The organism is Priestia sp. SB1 (genome assembly GCF_038898415.1).
Genome location: NZ_JBBJSS010000003.1, coordinates 56329 through 76296, shown reverse-complemented (window position 1 = coordinate 76296; position 19968 = coordinate 56329). Strand labels below are relative to the sequence as shown.

Sequence of the window (19968 nt, the reverse complement as noted above, 5' to 3'; positions counted from 1 at the left end):
CTGCGTCTTTTTAAGGTGAGAGAATAGATATCTGCAGCATCCAAAGAACGCTATGTCATCTACGAGGAGAAAGGAGAGGGAGCTGTGCAAAGCGTAAACAAAACAGAATCTCTTATGTTCATTTTTATTTGCAGCTTATTTGTCCTGTTTATTGAAATTATGTTTTTTCACAGCGGCTTGATCTTTTCTGTATTAATTGCCGGTGCGTTCATGTATATTGGGCGAAAAAAAATGAGAAGAAAATTAGGGCGTATGTTATTTTGGATTGGCGTTATTGGGCTTGTGTTGAATATATTTAATACGGTTGCCTTTAAGTTTTTAGTTATTGCTCTTTTCCTGTACTTTTTACTTAGATTTATTCAATTACGAAAGCATCCGGTTGAATTTAGACCAACTGACGAGTTGACACAGCAGCCAAACCAAAGTTTGGTGCAGGTCCGGCCGGTTTTGACGAATAAACTTCTTGGTAGTCAAAGAACCGAAGACTCCGTATACGAATGGGATGATATTAATATTCAAAGCGTATGGGGAGACATTGTGATTGATTTAAGCAATACTGTTCTGCCAAAAGGCGATGCGGTTATCTTTATTCGTCAAGTGTTTGGAAATATTAAAGTGCTCATTCCTTACGAAACAGAAGTATCTGTGAATCATTCTAAACTAGCAGGAAACGTAACGGTTTTTGGCCATCAGCGCGGCTTTTCGTTCAATGAAAATTTGTCTATCAAAACAGAGGAATTTGATCAATCTGCTCATAGGGTGAAGATTGTTACAACTGTTGTGATTGGAGATTTAGAGGTGCAAAGGATATGAGTATTCTTCAACGGCAGTTATTGTGGGGGATTTTCTTAAGTTTTTTTGTATTTGTATCCGTGCTCCTTACCGTGTTTTTGGCATATCCTGTTTTTCAACTTAGCGACTTATGGAAAACGAGCGTATTTGGCATGCCTTTTGTGCTGTTTTCCTTCAGTTTAAGCCTTACGATTGGAAGCGTGATTGGAGGAATCATGGGGTTTATGTGGAGACAGCAGTGGACATATGTTGAAAACCGATTATATGAAATAGAAAATGGCCACCGGCATATGTCGGCAAATGAACCGCTTATTCAAGAGACGTCTCGAATTATAAGCCGTTTAAACAAAGTAGATCATAAAATGATTTTTCAAGCGCAGCAATCTCAAAAGATGGCAACGGAAAAAGTGGAAAATCAGCAAAAGCAAGTGCAAGAAATTGTTTCTCAAGAACGAAATCGGCTTGCTAGAGAACTGCATGACTCCGTTAGTCAGCAGCTATTTGCCGCTTCGATGCTTATGTCTGCTATTACGGAATCCAATCTTACGCTACAAGACTCTGAAGCTAACCAATTAAAGATGGTTGAAAAAATGATTAATCAATCACAGCTTGAAATGAGGGCTTTGCTTCTTCATCTTCGTCCTGCAGCATTAAAAGGAAAATCGCTACAGGCGGGAATGAAAGAACTGATGAATGAGCTTGCTCAAAAAGTACCGCTTGAATTAAATTGGAAAATAGAAGGGTTTGAACTTGATAAAGGCATTGAAGACCACTTGTTTAGAATTTTGCAAGAATCCGTATCAAATACGCTGCGTCATGCAAATGCAACAGCTTTAGACGTGCTGCTGATCAAACGTGACTTTTCCATTATTTTACGTATTGTGGATAACGGAGTTGGTTTTGATGTAGAAAAGGAGAAAGTCGGATCGTACGGTCTGCAAAATATGTATGAACGCGCAGTTGAAATTGGAGGCCTATTAAAAATTATTAGTTTGCCCGACAAAGGAACAAAGCTAGAAGTAAAAGTACCGTTAGTAGAAAGAGAGGAGAAGCAAAATGATTAATGTACTGTTAGTAGATGACCATGAAATGGTTCGTATTGGCGTAGGAGCGTATTTGTCGGCTCAAACAGACATTCATGTAATAGCTGAAGCAGCCAATGGCCAACAGGCCGTTGAATTAGGGCTTCAGCTGCGCCCGGATATTATTTTAATGGATTTAGTCATGGAAGAAATGGACGGGATTGAAGCAACAAAACAGCTCATTAAGCAGTGGCCGGAAGCAAAAGTAATTATTGTCACTAGCTTTCTAGATGACGAAAAAGTATATCCCGCTCTAGAGGCAGGGGCAACAAGCTACTTATTAAAAACGTCTAAAGCAGGAGAAATTGCAGCTGCTATTCGCCGTACATATGAGGGAGAATCTGTATTAGAGCCTGAAGTAACCGGTAAAATGATGTCTAAAATGAGAAAGCCGTCTTTACCTCATGAAGAACTCACAGCTCGTGAAATGGAAATTTTACTTTTAATGACACAGGGTAAAACAAATCAAGAGATTGCGGACGAATTATTTATTGCGCTAAAGACGGTAAAAACACATGTGAGCAATTTATTAAGTAAGCTGGATGTGCAGGACCGAACTCAAGCCGTCATTTATGCCTTTAAACACAAATTAGCGCAGTGAGAATCGTTATTCAAAAGAGAATAACGATTTTTTTTGTGAAAAACCTATTTTTTTGCATGTATTCATTATAAAATAGCGATATGCGTAAAGGTGAACGCTTACGTAAAAGCACTATTTTGAGGGGTTGAGCACATGGAAAAGAAATGGTGGAAAGAAGCTGTTGCGTATCAAATCTATCCGCGAAGCTTCATGGATTCAAACGGCGACGGAATTGGTGACATTCAAGGGGTTATTTCAAAATTAGACTATTTATCTGATCTTGGAATTGATGTCATTTGGATTTGCCCGATTTATCAGTCTCCTAACGACGATAATGGCTACGATATCAGTGATTATAAAGATATTATGAAAGATTTTGGAACAATGGAAGACTTTGATGAGCTGTTAGATGAAGTTCACCATCGCGGAATGAAGCTGATTATGGATTTAGTTATTAACCATACTTCAGATGAACATCCTTGGTTTTTAGAATCTAGGTCTGCTAAAGAGAATCCATATCGTGATTATTATATCTGGCACGAAGGTAAAGATGGAAAAGAGCCAAACAACTGGGAATCTATTTTTAGCGGATCAGCTTGGGAGTTCGACGAAAAGACAAAAGAATATTACATGCACGTATTTTCTAAAAAACAGCCCGATTTAAACTGGGAAAACGAAAAAGTACGTCATGAGCTTTATGAAATGGTTAACTGGTGGTTAGATAAAGGAATTGACGGCTTTCGTGTAGATGCTATTTCGCATATTAAGAAGGTGGCCGGCTTCCCAGATCTGCCGAACCCTGAAAAGCTAGATTATGTGCCATCGTTTGAAGGGCATATGAATCGACCGGGAATTCAAGAACATTTAAAAGAGCTAAAAGAAAAAACGTTTGCCAAATACGATATTATGACGGTTGGAGAGGCAAATGGTGTAACATCGGACAGCGCAGATGAGTGGGTAGCTGAAGATGGCGGAAACTTCAATATGATTTTTCAGTTCGAGCATATGGGACTGTGGGATAAAGGAGAAGAAAAACCGCTTGATTTAATCGAGTTAAAAACAATTTTAACTAATTGGCAAAATGGTTTAGAAAAAATTAACGGCTGGAACGCTTTATATTTAGAAAATCATGACCAAATTCGTTCTGTAAATAAATTCGGCAGCACAGCTTACCGAGTGGAAAGTGCAAAGTGCTTAGCTGCACTATACTTTTTAATGAAAGGAACACCGTTTATTTATCAAGGACAAGAACTTGGAATGACCAATGTTAAATTTGATTCTATTGATGATTATGATGATGTTGGGATGATTAACTACTACCGTATTCAGCGTGAAAAAGGCGATTCACATGACGAGATTATGAAAGTTATTTGGGAAACAGGCCGCGATAACTCAAGGACGCCAATGCAGTGGAATACAGAAAAAAATGCAGGATTTTCTACCGGAAACCCCTGGATGAAAGTGAACCCAAATTACGTAGACATTAACGTAGAAGAGCAGAAAAGTGATAAGAATTCGGTACTGAATTTTTACAAACAGCTCATTAAAATTAGAAAACAGCATGATGTGCTGGTGTATGGAACTTATAAGCTGTTGGCAGAAGAAGATTCCGCTATTTACGCGTATACGCGAACATTAGAAGGTAAAACTGCTGTTGTTATTTGTAATATGTCACCGAATAATCAAACGTTCGAGTTTCCTTCAGAGAGCTCATTTACAAACATAGAAGTGCTGATTCATAATTATCCGTTGGATAAAAACGAAACGCTTGAACAATGTACGCTGCACCCATATGAAACACGTGTATACTTACTTTCATAAACAAGTTGAGCAACCGATTGCGCAATTTTAAAATGGAAAGCTTTTAAAAACAAATCTATATGCGACATATGTAAAGAAACTGCTGGCTCTACCAAGAGCGAGCAGTTTCTGCATTTTGATAAAAAGACGGAGAAAGCTTTGACTACGGCGCATGTATATGGTACTTTTACACTTAGTGTAGATAATTAGAAACAAAATGAGGTTGAAAAATGGCGAAATATAAAATTATTGCAACAGCAGCAATGGGAATTGAAGCACTAGTCGCTAAAGAAGTGCGTGCTTTAGGATATGAATGTGAAGTAGATAATGGCAAGGTTATCTTTGAAGGAGACGAGCTTGCAATTGCTCGATGCAATTTATGGCTTCGTACAGCAGATCGAATTAAAGTACAGGTTGGACAGTTCAAAGCTCGTACGTTTGATGAGCTTTTTGAACAAACAAAAGCATTAAATTGGGGAGATTATTTGCCCGTAGATGCACAGTTTCCTGTATCGGGAAAATCAGTTAAATCTAAATTGTTCAGCGTATCAGATTGTCAAAGCATTGTAAAAAAAGCAATTGTTGACAGCATGAAAAAACATTATAACAAAACAACAGGCTGGCTCGAAGAAACGGGGTCAACGTTTAAAATTGAAGTAGCGTTATTAAAAGATGTTGCTACATTAACAATTGACGCAAGCGGTGCAGGACTTCATAAGCGCGGTTACCGCGTAGGACAAGGGGAAGCTCCTTTAAAAGAAACGCTGGCAGCTGCTTTAATTATGCTAACGCCGTGGAATGCGAATCGTCCGTTTGTCGATGTTTTCTGCGGTTCTGGTACAATTGCTATCGAAGCAGCGCTTATCGGTCAAAATATTGCACCAGGATTTAATCGTGACTTCTTATCAGAAGAGTGGCCGTGGATGTCAGCAAGCATTTGGGACAAAGCGCGCGAAGAAGCAGAAGACTTAGCGAACTATGACCAAGTGCTAGATATTGCTGGTCATGATATTGACCATCGTATGGTAAAAGTAGCGGAGCAAAATGCATTTGAAGCTGGACTTGGAGATTTAATTCAATTTAAGCAAATGCAAGTGCGCGATTTTACGACGCCGAAAGAATATGGAATCATTATTGGTAACCCTCCGTACGGCGAACGTTTAAGCGATCGTCCTTCTGTTGAAAAAATGTATGCTGAAATGGGCGAAGCGTTTTCTAAGCTTGATACGTGGTCGATTTATATGCTTACATCTCATGAACAGTTTGAACAGTACTACGGTAAAAAAGCGACGAGAAAACGCAAATTGTTTAACGGATTTATTAAAACAGACTACTATCAGTACTGGGGACCTCGTCCTCCACGCAACGATCAATAAATACAAAAAGCCAAGCGGTGTAAAAACAGCTTGGCTTTTTGTATTTATTTCTTTTTTAAACCGCGATAAGCTAGCATTCCAAACATGCCTATCCCGAGCACGACAATTAATAAAATAAACCAAAACGTAGCATTAAGCAGGTATTTATATAGTCCGTCATAATAATCATGCATGTACTCACCCCATTATGTTTTTTTATAGTATGGGCGAGTAGCAGGGCAATATATGTATTCATTTCTTTTCAATAGCAGGCTTAAAACGAGAAATGATTAGCTTATTTCTAACATATTTACGAAAGGGAAATCTCATACTAAAACCTAAGAGGTGATAAAATGAGAAAAAATCGATCAGCACGGGTTTTTGGCGGGATGATGCTTCTTTCATGGTTAACCATCCCTTTTGTAGGACGACAGCATATTAAGCGCTATTTATCATCTACTATGTTTATTTCCTTTTTAATTATGGTTGAAAGCTATATTGCTGAAAAAAAGAAGTGGTGGATATTCCCTAATCCTCCTCATCCATATTTAACAGGTGAAGCTGCTTTACTTTTAGGTCCATTTTTAGCAGGTTCTTTATGGATTAAAAAGTTCACATATGGCCATTTTGGAAGGTATATGTTATTAAATGCAATCGTAGATACATTTTTTGTTTATCCTTTTCAACGAGCTATGAGCCGTGCAAAGCTTTTTAGGGTAGGCACATTTAAAGAGTACCATTTGCTAGGTATCTTTCTATTAAAAGCTGCTTTAATGTACGTTTACCAACACCTAATAGTAGAGAAACCGAAACCTCAGCGTGCTTTAAAAAATAATCCTATAGAATAAAGGGGCAGGCAGGGAAGCGTGATTTTCTTGCCTGCTATTTTAATGCTCCAGAGGTCATTCCTGAAATGAAATGCTTTTGCAAAAACACGTACGCAATCAATAATGGAATAGAAGAAAGAACGACTGCTGAAAACAGCATAGGGTAATTGGTTAGAAATTCCCCTTGAAAGTCCAATAATGCAATAGGCAGCGTTTTTACTTCTTTAGATTTTAACAACAGCAAAGGGAATAACAGATCATTCCACACGATCACAAATGAAAAAATTCCTACTGTAGCCATTGAAGGTATGGAGAGTCGAAGAGCGATTTTTGAATATATTTTCCACTCTGACGCCCCGTCCATGCGAGCGGCTTCGAATAGTTCCTTTGGCAAAGTTTTCATAAACCCCGTTATAATAAACACACCGATAGGAAGCAAAAAACTTATGGAGACGATAATGACCCCTGTTAGCGTATTGACCAGTCCAAGCTTATTCATCAGCAAAAAGACAGGAATCATATTGACTTGAGTAGGGACAATCATTCCGCAAACAAAAAAGCCGTATACAATCCATCCAAGCTTTTGAGGTAGCTGAATAATAGCGTAAGCAATCATGCTTGAAAACCATAGAATAAAAAACGTGCTAAAGACGGTAACAATCACGCTGTTTTTAATATAGCCCAAGATGGGTTCATTGACGAGCAGCTGTTTATAATTTTCAATATTCCAGCCTGCTGGTAATCCAATTGGGTTGCTGTAAAGTTCAGGCGTTGTTTTAAAGGTTGTTAATAAAACCAAGCTTAAGGGCAACAGAATGATTAAACCGTATATCCCTAAAATCACATGTCTGAATGGATTTTGTTTCATAAAAGAATCTCCTTTTACATTTTGGTCAGGCGAAGTACACGAAATTGAAGAAACGTTAAAAGAGCAATCACAATCATAAATACAACGGAAATGGCAGAGGCATAGCCAAAACGAAAATTAATAAAAGCTTCGTGATAAAGAAGTGTCGAAAGAATTTCAGTTGAGTTGGAGGGACCTCCATTTGTCATTGCAATGATTAAATCAAATGCTTTAAAACTTTGTATGGTCGTATAAGCCACAACCATTGTCGTAGCTGGAGCTAAAAGAGGCCACGTAATGCGCTTGAATTTTTGCCATCGTGTTGCTCCATCAATACTAGCAGCTTCATATAACTCACTGGGAATAGCTTGAATTCCAGCTACAAAAATAATAAGCATTTGACCAGTATGTGCCCAAAATTGTACAAAAGCCAAGCTGTAAATGGCGATATGTCCATTTCCGATCCAAGACTGTGTCCAATGCTCAAGGCCTATTTTACTTAAAAATAGGTTAACTCCTCCAATGTTGGGGTCATACATAAAGTTCCACGTGAACGCAATCGACACGGACGAAATAATCGTCGGTACAAAAAAGAGTGAGCGATAAAATGTATTCCATGCAGAATTTCTATAAAGTAAGAGTGCAAATCCCAAGCTCAATAACGTTTGAAAGATCAGCACGCCAATTGTGAACTTTAAGTTGTTTGTAAGAGACTGTGTAAAAATAGCATCGTTTGTTAAAATTTCTTTGAAGTTTTGAAACCCTACAAATGAGAACTGAGAAGCCAATCCATTCCAATCAGTTGTACTTAAAAATAAAGCAGAAAGCGTTGGCAATGCAAAGAAAACCGTATATATGACAAAACCAGGAAGAAAAAACAACCATAGATGCCTGCTTTTAGAGATATTTTTAAATGAAAAGAGAGGAAAAGAGAACGAAGGGGTTCTCTTTTCTTCCTCTTGAATAGACGTATTAGTTTTTAGCGACACGTTCTACCTCTCCTTGTGCTTTTTCAGCAGCTTTTTTCGCTGACATACCGGATAGTACGTCCTGTACAGATGTTTCAACAGCTTTTGATACGCGCTCATTTAAAATGGTAAATCGAGGTTGGAAGACCGTTTTTTTGTCTTTCCACTTTGCGCTTTCTTTGAGTTCAGGTGAATCATATTTCACGTCTTTGATCGTTAATAACTGGCCAGTAGCATTTGCATACTCAGAAGAAATCTTTGGATCTGCAAGGAAAGTTAAAAATTTCTTAGCAGCTTCTTTGTGTTTTGATTTTTCAGCAACACCTAATAAGAATGTTGTGGTATGAACACCTTCGTATTTGGCTTTATCTTGATCCACTGTAATCGGTGCAAGCAAACCTTGATCAATCTTTGGATTTTGCTGTTTGACTGTAGCCATCATATAAGAACCTTGAGCAAGCATTGCGCCTTTTTCCTGAGCAAAAAGTGCTGCAGCACTTTCTTTTTTCGTACCAAGAGCATCTTTTTGGAAGTAACCTTTATCATTTAATTCTTTAATTTGAGATAGGGTTTTGATAAACCATTCATCAGTTAGCTTGCGCTTGCCCGTTTCTACTTCGTGAAGGGCGTTATTTGTAGGTTCGTTATTCATAATCATTGGGTTAATAAATTGAGAAGGACTTACGTCTCCTGAAAATAAAATCGGCGTGTAACCATTTTTCTTTAATGTTTCAGCTGTTTTTAAAAAGCTATTCCAGTCTTTAGGAACATCTAAATTTAGTTTTTCAAAAATGCCTTTGTTATAGACAGGGATGTTATAGACTAGCTGATAAGGAAGAGCATATTGCGTATTATCCGCTTTACCCGCTTGGATTAGCTTTTCGTCAAATTTGCTGAGTAAGTTTTGGTCGTCCAGCTTTGCAAAACCGTTTGCTTTGCGAATCGTTTCAAATTGACTTCCTGGAAAACTAGCAAATACATCGATGCCTTCTCCAGATAGTAGAGATCCTTGAATTTGTGATTGATATGAATCCGAAGGAAAGACGGTCATCTCTACATGAATATTTGGGTTTTTCTTTTCAAATTGCTCAATGATAGAATCAAAGGCTTTCGTATCTTCTCCTCGCCAATGCGTAAAGTTAATGGTTACTTTTTTTGAAGAATCGCTGCTGTCGCCGCTTGTTGAACTGTTTTTGCCGCAGCCGGCGATGATCACGGTGAGCATTGCTAACAGAATTAATAATTTTTTCATTTTAGTTCCCCCATTTATAGAATTCTTTTTAGATAGTTATTGGTCAATTTTGATACGATTGGTAGATGCTTGGTCAAAGAAATGAGCATGATTCATTTGAAAATGAAACGGAAAGTGCTGATGAACTTGAATATGTTCATCCCCAGGGATTTTAGCCACAAAGAGCTGCTCTCCTAAACTGCTGTATAGTATGTACTCTGCTCCTAATAACTCAGACACACCTACCGGTAATGAAATATGAGGAGCATCAGAAAAGGCACGCGTAATATGCTCGGGTCGAATTCCTACAGTAATGAATTGATTATTGTAGCCTTTTTCATGTAACGAATGCATTTGATTTTCTGTCAGCTGAAACTCATGTTCACTGATGTACAGTTTGCTGTTCACTACTTTTCCTGTGAAAAAGTTCATTCCCGGTGAGCCTATAAAACTGGCTACAAACGTATTCTCTGGAGCATTATACACTTGCATAGGTGAACCTATTTGCTGAATTTTTCCGTCTTTCATAACTACGATTCTGCTTGCCATCGTCATGGCTTCTGTTTGATCGTGGGTTACATAAATAATGGTCGTCTGCAGCCTCTGATGAAGCTTACTGATTTCAGCACGCATTTGTACGCGAAGCTTCGCATCAAGGTTAGACAAAGGCTCATCCATTAAAAAAATTTGGGCATTCCGTACAATGGCTCTTCCTAAAGCCACTCGCTGACGCTGACCTCCTGATAATGCTTTTGGCTTGCGTTTTAAATAGGGTTCTAAGGCCAAAATACGAGCCGCTTCACGAACGCGCTCATCAATTTCTTGTTTTGGGACTTTGCGGAGCTGCAAGCCAAATGCCATGTTGTCGTAAACCGTTAAATGAGGGTAAAGCGCGTAGTTTTGAAACACCATTGCAATATCCCGGTCCTTAGAAGGTAAATCGTTTGCACGATCTCCATTAATAAGCAATTCTCCTTCTGTTATCGATTCAAGGCCGGCAATCATTCGAAGGGTAGTGGATTTGCCGCACCCTGAAGGTCCTACAAATACAATAAATTCTTTGTCTTGAATATGAAGATTAAAATTATCAACTGCAAGACTATCTTTTCCGTATTTTTTATACACATGCTGCAACTGCAGTTCTGCCATTTTTTTCTCCTCTCAGCAGGCTTTTAAAAAATAAAAGCCTCTAATTGCACAGACGGATTGTACGTGTATCTGGCAATTAGAGGCTATCGGTTGACCGGTAAGCCTGTAGTATGTAGTTTGAGTGATTGAATCTGTAAGTAATTTTAAAATATATTATTCCTATATGTCAAGTGAGAATTAAAATATTTTAATAAGTTCGATTATTTTCTTAAATGAAAGAATCCATTTATTAAGCCAGAGATGCTGGTTTTGAGAATAAAATAAACAGCTGGTGTATAGAATGATAGTATTCACTTTTATAGTAAGCACTACAGAGAGAGGATGTTTATAAATGGATAGAAACACGCAGTTCACTATGATTCGGCAAGCGTTGGAAAACAGCTATCATTTAATGCAGCAGGGAATAGAAGTTAGCGGAGAGACGCTTACTCAGCTGGAACAAGCAAAAGCCGAGTATGAAGCGGCCTTTTTATTGTCTCAGTCCACGGATTCCAAATTCCGCTGTAATTAATTTTTTAATAGCACTTATTCCGTTTGCGTTCTATACACCCAGCTTTTATACAAAAAGGTTCTGTCCTTACAGGCAGAACTTTTTTATGTTCAGCTCTTTTTATTGACATTTTAGATAAAGTAGTCAATAATTAAGTTTTGCTTACATGAGAAATTTACTAGATAAAAAGAAGTGAAGCTAATTTTTATTGATAGATATTTACATAAATAAAGGAGTCAGTATCGATGATGAGAGAGCGGTTGCCTTTTACAATTGAGCGGGATGAAAACTTTTTTGACAAATTAAATGAATGGATAGGTGATGTTTTTTATGATCATCTTCCAGACGCAGGATTAGAACTTCGGGATGAACAAATTTTTATGGCTTTTCAAATCGAACGAGCTTTTAAAGAAAAAAATGTAATCTTTGCAGAAGCAGGTGTAGGAACAGGAAAAACCATTGTGTATTTACTGTACGCTATTTGTTATGCAAGGTATATTGGCAAGCCGGCTATTATTGCCTGTGCGGATGAAACATTAATTGAACAGTTAGTAAAAGCTGAAGGAGACATTGCCAAGCTCTCTGGTATTTTAGATATTAACATGGATGTTCGCCTAGCAAAATCTCAAGATCAGTATCTGTGTTTAAAGAAATTAGATGCTGTGACAGCACGAACAGATAATGAAAACATTGAAGAAATTTACGATACGCTTCCTGATTTTGTTCATGATCATAGTGGTATGCAGTCGTTCTATCACTACGGAGACCGTAAAGAATATCCTCATTTAACGGATGAGGAATGGAATCAAATTAACTGGGATACGTTTCAAGATTGCTCTTCCTGTGAGCAGCGTCATAGATGTGGCTTAACGCTTTCACGCGAGCACTATAGAAAAGCACATGACTTAATTATTTGCTCTCACGATTTTTACATGGAACACATTTGGACATATGAAGCCCGCAAGCGTGAAGGACAGCTTCCGCTTCTTCCTGAAAGCAGCTGTGTTGTATTTGATGAAGGTCACCTGCTGGAATTTGCTGCACAAAAGGCTTTAACGTATCGCATTCAAGAAGATACGTTAGAAAACTTGTTAACGCGTCTATTAGAAAATGACGTGCGAGAAGAATTTGCTGTGAAGATCGAGCACGCTATCGATGTGTATGCAATGTTCTTTGACCGTTTAAGTGAAGCAAGCACAGAAATCGTTGGTTCTAGCCGTAAAGAAGTAGCCCGAACAAACGGATTACAAAGTGTAGGAAAAGAACTTTTATCGCTGCTTGAACATATCGGAAACGAGCTTGTTTTTGAGAGTGAGACCTATACAGTAGACGAATATACGCTGCGAATTGTAGATGAGTACCTAGATCAAATTGATTATTCGCTGCGCTTATTTATGGACAACGAAAATGCCATCTACTGGGTGGAAGAAAACAACTGGCAGCTGACGTTGGTTATTATGCCGCAAGCAGTAAAAGACGTCTTAAAAGAACGAGTATTTGCGAAGAAAATACCATACATTTTCACTTCTGCCACTCTTTCAGATAACCAATCGTTCGATTATTTAGCATATAGCTTAGGAATTGCAAAGCCGCTTTCTTTTTCAGTTGAATCGCCATTTGATTATGATGAGCAAATGAAAATTGCGGTGAAAAATGTTTCGGATGATCAAGAAGAAGCGTTTGCTGAAAAATTTGCCTTTGCTGTTGCTCAGCTCGAAAAAACGAACGGACGAGCACTTTTATTGTTTAACAGTAAAGAAGAACTAGAGATGTTCAAAGAAGTTTCCAAAGAGTTAAATCAGTACACATTTTTATTTGAAGGCGATCAAGAAATCAGTAAATTAGTGTCTCAGTTCCAAAGGGAAGAAGAAACAATTTTATGCGCTGTTCATTTGTGGGAAGGGTTGGATATTCCTGGACCTTCGTTATCGAATGTAATTATTTGGTCTCTGCCGTATCCGCCAAATGATCCGGTCTTTGAAGCAAAGCGCAATCAAGTAGTCGATCCATTTTGGGATGCAGATATGCCGTATATGCTTCTTCGCTTAAAGCAAGGAGTTGGAAGGCTGATTCGCTCTCATAATGATAAGGGTCTAATCACGATCTTTATGCCAAAAACCACGGATTCAAAAGTGCGTTCAATCATTGAACAAAATGTTCCAACCAAAATAGAAAACGTATAAAAAAGCGCGGTGGCAGCCGCGCTTTTTTATATGCACAATAGATTGAATTTTCAGTTATATACACACCGTTACTATTATGATAAAATAATTTATGGTGAAATAAGGAAAGTAAGGAGGAAAAAACAATGAGAGAAGACATACAGAAAATTGAGAAACAGTTTTATGAATACATGAATAAAATCAAAAGTTATCACGAGGCAATCGGAGTGATGTACTGGGATTTGAGAACGGGTGCTCCAAAAAAAGGGGCGGATCAGCGTTCTGAAGTGATTGGCATGATGTCATCAGAAGCGTTCAATCTTTCCGTTTCTAATGAAATGGCAGGTTTTATTGAGAAATTAACGAACCCTGAGTCACAGCCTTACATAAACGATATTACGAAAAAAGCGATGGAAGAATGTAAAAAAGAATATGACTTAAATAAAAAGATTCCTCCGCACGAATATAAAGAATACGTTACGTTAACTTCAAAAGCGGAGTCAATTTGGGAAGAAGCAAAAGAAAAAGCAGATTTTGCTTTATTTCAACCGTACCTTGAAAAAATTGTAGCGTTTAATCAGAAGTTTGTGGAGTATTGGGGGTATGAAGGAAACAAATATAACCGTTTATTAGACCTTTTTGAACCGGGAATGACGGTTGAAATTTTAGACGAGGTATTTGGAAAGCTGCGGGAGCATATTGTGCCTCTTGTTCAGCGAATCGCCGGGTCAAATACAAAGCCCAATACGGAATTTTTATTCCGTACTTTCCCAAAAGAAGCGCAAAAGCAATTTAGTCTAGACGTGTTAAAAACACTCGGCTATGATTTTGAAGCAGGGAGACTTGATGAAACCGTCCATCCTTTTGCTACTGGCTTAAACCCGGGAGATGTGCGCATCACTACTAAATATGCCGAGAACGATTTCCGAACGGCTATTTTTGGCACGATTCACGAATGCGGCCATGCTTTATATGAGCAGAATATTTCAAAGGATCTTGTTGGCACGGTTCTATGTGAAGGTACTTCAATGGGAATTCATGAATCACAGTCGCTGTTTTTTGAGCAGTTTGTCGGGAAAAACAAAGCATTTTGGCAGCATCATTACGACGTACTAAAAAAGCATGCGCCGGAACAGTTTGACGATGTAGGTTTAGAAGATTTTTACCGAGGAGTAAATGAAGCAAAACCGTCTCTTATTCGTATTGAAGCAGATGAGTTAACGTATCCTCTTCATATTATGATTCGTTACGAAATTGAAAAAGGATTAATAAACGGGGAGTATAAAGTTGAGGATTTACCGGAAATTTGGAATGAGAAATACGAAGAATATTTAGGGGTTCGTCCAAGTCACGATGGAGAAGGCGTGCTTCAGGACGTACACTGGGCCGGAGGAAGCTTTGGGTACTTCCCTTCCTATGCTCTGGGCTATATGTACGCAGCGCAGTTTAAGCATACCATGTTAAAAGACTTGCCTAATTATGATGAACTCTTGGAAAAAGGAGAAATTTCGCCGATTACAAATTGGTTAACAGAACATATTCACCAGTACGGAAAAATGAAAAAACCTCTTGAAATTTTAAACGATGTGACGGGTGAAGGGCTAAATGTAGATTATTTAATTCAATATCTTGAAGAGAAATACGGACAAATTTATCACGTATAAAAAGCGCTATAACCGAATATTATGTTTTGTATTGCAAGTAAATGTTCGAAAATATCTTTTTTAGATATTTTCAAATAAAAGATTTGCTGATATAATACAAGTAACTCAATAACGCACTCATATAATGACGAGAATAAGGCTCGTAAGTATCTACCAAACTACCGTAAATAGTTTGACTATGGGTGAGCGATGAAGTTTGTTTTTCACTTTTGTGCGTAAAAGCTCAAAAACATTGCTCTACTCATATACGAGTGCAGCTATGTTTTTGAGCTTTTTTAATACAAACGTTGGAGGAACGAACTATGAAAGCTTTGCAAAACAAAATTTTAACAGATGGAATCGTATTATCGGACACGGTTTTAAAAGTAGACACATTTTTAAACCACCAAATGGATCCTGTACTGATGAAAGAAATTGGAGAAGAATTTGCTTCGCGCTTTGAAAATGCAGGAATTACGAAGATTTTAACGATTGAATCATCAGGAATTGCTCCAGCGATTATGACTGCATTGAAGCTAAACGTTGAGATGGTGTTTGCCAGAAAAAGAAAATCTTTAACACTTCAAGACGGACTCATTACATCAAAAGTATATTCATTTACAAAAAAAGAAGAAAATGAAATTTCAGTTGCTGATAAATTTATTCGAGAAGATGACGTGATTTTAATTATTGATGACTTTTTAGCAAACGGCCAAGCTGCATTCGGCTTGATGGATATCGTGCAAAAAGCAGGTGCTAAAGTAGGCGGCATTGGTATTGTTATTGAAAAAGCGTTCCAAGATGGAGGAAAACAAATTCGTAAATCAGGCGTTAAAGTAGAATCATTAGCGCGCATTCAGTCTTTATCAAATGGTAAAGTTACATTTGCTGAAGATAAACCGACAGTGGAGGTTTAATATGAATAAAGGAAAAGTCTTTTCACTTGGTTTACAGCATGTTTTAGCTATGTACGGAGGTGCGATTGTTGTCCCGCTTATTGTTGGAGGAGCCATTGGCTTGACTCAGCAGCAGCTTACGTATTTAGTGGCGATTGACTTATTTATGTGCGGTGTGGCAACGTTGCTGCAAGTATGGAAAAATCGTTTTTTCGGTATTGGTCTTCCAGTTGTATTAGGGTGTACGTTTACTGCCGTAGGACCTATGATTTCAATTGGAGGTTCTTACGGCGTTTCCTCCATATATGGTTCTATTATCGTCGCCGGTTTACTCATTGTCCTTCTTTCTGCTTTTCTAGGTAAATTGGTTAAGTTTTTCCCTCCTTTAGTTACGGGTTCGGTTGTAACGATTATTGGAATTACGTTAATTCCTGTAGCGATTAAAGATTTAGCTGGAGGAGAAGGAAGTAAAGATTTTGGCAGCTTGAGCAATTTAGGTTTAGGTTTTGGCGTTTTGCTATTAATTATTGTTCTGTATCGATTTACAAAAGGATTTATGCGCTCCGTCTCTGTGTTATTAGGATTGGTTGTTGGAACAATTGCAGCGTCTTTTATGGGGAAAGTCGATTTTTCCGGCGTAAAAGAAGAAGCGTGGATTCATATGCCGCACGTGTTTTACTTTGGGATGCCAACGTTTAATATTATGGCCATCCTGACAATGTTCCTTGTTTTACTTGTTGGCATTGTCGAGTCCACAGGCGTTTATTTTGCCGTTAGTGATATTTGTAAAAAAGAAGTGGATGAAAAAGATTTATCTAAAGGCTATCGTGCAGAAGGATTGGCGATTTTATTAGGCGGTTTTTTTAACGCATTTCCTTATACAGCGTATTCTCAAAATGTAGGACTTTTACAGTTGTCAGGTGTTCGCACAAGAAATGTTGTATTTGCAGCGAGTGGAATTTTAATCATTTTGGGCTTTCTACCTAAAATCGCAGCCGTGACGACAGTTATCCCGAGCTCTGTACTTGGAGGAGCTATGGTAGCCATGTTTGGGATGGTCATCTCTTCAGGTATAAAAATCCTTAGTCAAGTTGATTTAGCAAAACAAGAAAACCTTCTTGTAATTGCATGTTCGGTTGGTATGGGTCTAGGGGTGACGGTTGTACCTGAACTCTTCAAAAACTTACCAGAAAGTCTTCAAGTTCTCACTGGAAGCGGTATTGTGATGGGGAGTTTTACAGCAATCTTTTTAAATATTGTCTTTAATATGATGAAATCACCACGTGCGCAAGTTGCGGACACAAAATTAGCAAATGAAGTAATATCGAAATAAAAAGAGGCCGGCGCCAAAATATTTTAGTTGAAGAAGATCCGAACGATTAATCGTTCGGATCTTTTCAATGTCATAGGGAACATAGCTGTAACAAGCGATTCATAGTAGATTATTTGTCCAATTTGGTCGTCTTTCCTATTAAGACCGTGTTTTGAAAAACAGTGTATAAAGCATTTTCCCCACGTCAGGATTTTTTGCCACTAATGAAATTTCTCTTTTGAATTTGAAGTCTGTAATAGGCAATGCTTTAATGTTTGAGCTTTGTAAATGGCGCATAAAAATTTCAGGGAGAATTGAAATACCTAAATTAGCTGAAATAAATCCCATAATACTTTGAGCAAATTCAATTTCATTGGCAATGGAAATTTTTAAGTTATGACGATTGTACGCTTTTTCTACTAGTGTCCGAACATCGCACCCTGGAGGGAGAACTACAATGGGTTCTTCTTTGAAATCTTCAAATGATACGCTTTCTTTTTCGGCTAACGGGTGCTGATCATTCACAAATAAATAAAAGTCTTCTTTGAATAATAATTTTGACCAGTAAGTATGTTGAATCTCTCGATCATCAAATAAAGCTCCATCAATTTGATTGCTTTCTAACTGCTCTAACAAATCATAATAGTGATGCGAGGTTTTTATATCAATATGGCGATTGTGGTCTTTAGCAGAAGCCAGTTGATAAGGTAAGTAAAAAGCAGCCATACTTTGCCACGTTCCGATAGTTAAATCACAAGCTTCTTGCGTAGACACTAATTTTTTTTGAAGAGCATGAACGCTTGATAGTATGGATTCACCTTCTTGTAAAAGAATTTCACCTGCTGAGGTTAATTCTACTCCTGTAGCGGAGCGAATAAATAATGTTACTCCTAAATCTTCTTCTAGTTTTCTCATTTGCTTACTGAGCGCGGGCTGCGTCATATGCAGCTGTTCGCTTGCTTTGCTTAAGCTTTTTGTTTTGGCTGTTTCAATAAAAGACTCAAGCCATTCTGTTTTCATATTTATCACCTATAACCTTTTGTTATACCCATAGTATAGAAGGGAAGTTCTCATAAATCAACGAAGATGCTAGTGTATATAGTGTAGTTAACACAGCGCAAAGAAATTCACACAACTAGGAGGATGAATGATGTATCCAAACAAACTATATATTAACGGTGAATGGACAACAACAGAAGAGAAAATTGATGTGATTAATCCAGCAACAAAAGAAGTTATAGGACAAATTCCCAAGGCAGGCGCTAAGGAAGCAGCACTTGCCGCTGATGCAGCAGCGGCAGCTTTTAAAACATGGTCGAAAAGAACCGTTCAAGAGCGCAGTGCTATTTTAATGAGATGGCATCAACTTATTGAAAATCATAAAGATGAACTAGCAGAAATTATGACAACGGAACAAGGCAAACCATTTGCAGAAGCAAAAGGTGAAGTGCAGTATGGCAATGATTATATTGCTTGGTTTGCTGAAGAAGGAAAGCGTGTATATGGTGAAACGATTCCAGCTCATCATACGCATAAGCGTATTACGGTTAAAAAACAGCCTGTTGGCGTTGTAGCAGCTATTACGCCATGGAACTTCCCTGCAGCCATGATTACGCGTAAAGTGGCCCCAGCTCTTGCAGCAGGATGTACAATTGTTTTAAAACCATCTGAAGAAACACCATTTACAGCATTTCGTTTAGTAGAACTCGCAGAAGAAGCGGGCGTTCCACAAGGTGTGATCAATGTTGTTACTGGAGATGCAGCAGCTATTGGCGACACATGGCAAAAAGACGGACGCATCCGAAAATTAACATTTACTGGTTCAACAGCGGTTGGTAAACATCTAATGCGCGGTGCTGCTGATACTGTGAAAAAATTATCGCTGGAATTAGGCGGTCATGCACCGTTTATCGTAACAGAAAATGCAGATTTAGACGCTGCTGTAAACGGCGTAATTGCTTCTAAGTTTGTCAACGCAGGTCAAACGTGCATCTGCACAAACCGCGTATACGTACAAGAATCCATTGCAGATGCTTTCGTTGAAAAATTTGCAGCAAAAGCGGCGGAATTAACAGTAGGAAACGGATTAGAAGAAGGTACACAAGTTGGACCGTTAATTAACGACAAAGCGGTTGAGAAAGTAAAAGCACAAATTGCGGATGCAAAAAGTAAAGGAGCTAAAGTTGTAGTTGGCGGACAAGCTATAACAACTAAAAACGGTTTCTTTATGGAGCCGACAATTATCACAAATGTAACTGATGACATGAATTGCATGTTTGAAGAAACGTTTGGACCATTGGCACCTGTAGCAACATTCAAAACAGTAGAAGAAGCCGTAGAACGAGCAAACAATAGCCCTTATGGTTTAGCAGCTTACGTATTTACAGAAAACATTAAAGAAGCAACGTTTGTATCTGAAGAATTAGAATACGGCATTGTAGGAGTAAATGATGGCTCTCCATCTGCAGCTCAAGCTCCATTCGGCGGCTTTAAAGAAAGTGGCCTTGGACGTGAAGGAAGTCATTACGGCATTGAAGATTATTTAGAAGTAAAATATATCTCAATGGGACTTTAATAAAAAGTAGGACAAAAATAGTTTAGTCGAAGTGAAATACGAACTAGCAACTAATAATCAAAATTATTGGTTGTTAGTTCGTATTTTTTTATTGTTAAGATGGACGTAGCTTTCATGCGTTTCGTTGCTTCTAGCGGATTAATCCCATTTGTTCGTCTTTAGGTCGGAGTGATTTCGTTGTGTCCCAGCCTCTTTTTTATGCACTTTTGTAAAGAAAATTTGAAATAATAGTTCTTTAACGCAATTAATTGCATTTCTA

Annotated in this window: 18 protein-coding genes and 1 riboswitch; of the genes, 12 read left to right on the top strand and 6 right to left on the bottom strand. The window is 38.1% G+C overall.

Features of this window, described 5'->3' with window-relative positions:
* Positions 1-84: 84 nt before the first annotated feature.
* The 5 genes from liaF to WKH56_RS10960 all read left to right on the top strand — a co-directional run bounded on the left by liaF (position 85) and on the right by WKH56_RS10960 (position 5630).
* The gene (gene liaF, locus WKH56_RS10980) at positions 85-813 is read left to right on the top strand and encodes a cell wall-active antibiotics response protein LiaF (protein WP_028414054.1); all 729 of its coding nucleotides are present in this window, start codon (positions 85-87) and stop codon (positions 811-813) included.
* Positions 810-1856, top strand: coding sequence for a sensor histidine kinase (locus WKH56_RS10975; protein WP_048018493.1), 1047 nt, complete (start codon positions 810-812; stop codon positions 1854-1856). Before liaF ends, WKH56_RS10975 begins: the two co-directional genes overlap by 4 nt.
* Positions 1849-2475, top strand: coding sequence for a response regulator (locus WKH56_RS10970; protein WP_028414052.1), 627 nt, complete (start codon positions 1849-1851; stop codon positions 2473-2475). The genes WKH56_RS10975 and WKH56_RS10970 overlap by 8 nt, the downstream gene beginning before the upstream one ends.
* Positions 2476-2607: 132 nt before the next feature.
* Positions 2608-4275 carry a glycoside hydrolase family 13 protein gene (locus tag WKH56_RS10965; protein ID WP_028414051.1) on the top strand — a complete coding sequence of 556 codons (1668 nt, stop codon included), beginning with the start codon at positions 2608-2610 and terminating at the stop codon, positions 4273-4275.
* 209 nt (positions 4276-4484) lie between these two features.
* The gene (locus WKH56_RS10960) at positions 4485-5630 is read left to right on the top strand and encodes a THUMP domain-containing class I SAM-dependent RNA methyltransferase (RefSeq protein WP_168760484.1); all 1146 of its coding nucleotides are present in this window, start codon (positions 4485-4487) and stop codon (positions 5628-5630) included.
* A gap of 44 nt (positions 5631-5674) precedes the next feature.
* On the opposite strand, the gene WKH56_RS10955 is transcribed toward WKH56_RS10960, so the two are convergent.
* Entirely contained in the window at positions 5675-5803 is a 129-nt protein-coding gene (locus WKH56_RS10955) for a hypothetical protein (protein ID WP_013056148.1), read from the bottom strand.
* Positions 5804-5962: 159 nt separating this feature from the next.
* Between WKH56_RS10955 and WKH56_RS10950 the strand changes: the two genes are divergently transcribed.
* Positions 5963-6457 carry a hypothetical protein gene (locus tag WKH56_RS10950; protein WP_221831814.1) on the top strand — a complete coding sequence of 165 codons (495 nt, stop codon included), beginning with the start codon at positions 5963-5965 and terminating at the stop codon, positions 6455-6457.
* Between the two features lie 34 nt (positions 6458-6491).
* Here WKH56_RS10950 and WKH56_RS10945 read toward each other — a convergent pair whose 3' ends face one another.
* From WKH56_RS10945 to WKH56_RS10930, 4 genes are read right to left on the bottom strand one after another with little or no spacing between them, the layout of a single operon-like run.
* On the bottom strand, positions 6492-7304 hold the full coding sequence (locus tag WKH56_RS10945) for a carbohydrate ABC transporter permease (protein WP_310884276.1): 813 nt from the start codon (positions 7302-7304) through the stop codon (positions 6492-6494).
* Between the two features lie 14 nt (positions 7305-7318).
* Positions 7319-8272, bottom strand: a complete 954-nt coding sequence (locus tag WKH56_RS10940; RefSeq protein WP_310884277.1) for a carbohydrate ABC transporter permease — start codon at positions 8270-8272, stop codon at positions 7319-7321.
* Positions 8256-9503: an ABC transporter substrate-binding protein gene (locus tag WKH56_RS10935; protein WP_310884278.1), complete on the bottom strand. Its 1248-nt coding sequence runs from the start codon at positions 9501-9503 to the stop codon at positions 8256-8258. The genes WKH56_RS10940 and WKH56_RS10935 overlap by 17 nt, the downstream gene beginning before the upstream one ends.
* 36 nt (positions 9504-9539) lie before the next feature.
* The gene (locus tag WKH56_RS10930) at positions 9540-10631 is read right to left on the bottom strand and encodes an ABC transporter ATP-binding protein (RefSeq protein ID WP_221831805.1); all 1092 of its coding nucleotides are present in this window, start codon (positions 10629-10631) and stop codon (positions 9540-9542) included.
* Between the two features lie 331 nt (positions 10632-10962).
* On the opposite strand from WKH56_RS10930, the gene WKH56_RS10925 reads away from it, so the two are divergent.
* The 5 genes from WKH56_RS10925 (at position 10963) to WKH56_RS10905 (ending at position 17155) form a co-directional block, all read left to right on the top strand.
* The gene (locus WKH56_RS10925; protein ID WP_013056154.1) at positions 10963-11142 is read left to right on the top strand and encodes a hypothetical protein; all 180 of its coding nucleotides are present in this window, start codon (positions 10963-10965) and stop codon (positions 11140-11142) included.
* A gap of 224 nt (positions 11143-11366) precedes the next feature.
* Complete coding sequence (locus WKH56_RS10920) at positions 11367-13304, top strand: ATP-dependent DNA helicase (RefSeq protein WP_221831803.1); 1938 nt, start codon at positions 11367-11369, stop codon at positions 13302-13304.
* 125 nt (positions 13305-13429) lie between these two features.
* The gene (locus tag WKH56_RS10915) at positions 13430-14947 is read left to right on the top strand and encodes a carboxypeptidase M32 (protein WP_221831801.1); all 1518 of its coding nucleotides are present in this window, start codon (positions 13430-13432) and stop codon (positions 14945-14947) included.
* A gap of 97 nt (positions 14948-15044) precedes the next feature.
* A riboswitch (purine riboswitch) is annotated at positions 15045-15146 on the top strand.
* 103 nt (positions 15147-15249) lie between these two features.
* The gene (locus WKH56_RS10910; RefSeq protein ID WP_028414042.1) at positions 15250-15843 is read left to right on the top strand and encodes a xanthine phosphoribosyltransferase; all 594 of its coding nucleotides are present in this window, start codon (positions 15250-15252) and stop codon (positions 15841-15843) included.
* Between the two features lies 1 nt (position 15844).
* On the top strand, positions 15845-17155 hold the full coding sequence (locus WKH56_RS10905; RefSeq protein WP_098627143.1) for a nucleobase:cation symporter-2 family protein: 1311 nt from the start codon (positions 15845-15847) through the stop codon (positions 17153-17155).
* Positions 17156-17293: 138 nt separating this feature from the next.
* On the opposite strand, the gene WKH56_RS10900 is transcribed toward WKH56_RS10905, so the two are convergent.
* The gene (locus tag WKH56_RS10900; protein WP_034266540.1) at positions 17294-18154 is read right to left on the bottom strand and encodes a LysR family transcriptional regulator; all 861 of its coding nucleotides are present in this window, start codon (positions 18152-18154) and stop codon (positions 17294-17296) included.
* A 130-nt stretch (positions 18155-18284) separates the two neighbouring features.
* On the opposite strand from WKH56_RS10900, the gene WKH56_RS10895 reads away from it, so the two are divergent.
* Entirely contained in the window at positions 18285-19709 is a 1425-nt protein-coding gene (locus tag WKH56_RS10895) for an NAD-dependent succinate-semialdehyde dehydrogenase (protein ID WP_310884279.1), read from the top strand.
* The last annotated feature ends 259 nt before the right edge of the window (positions 19710-19968 follow it).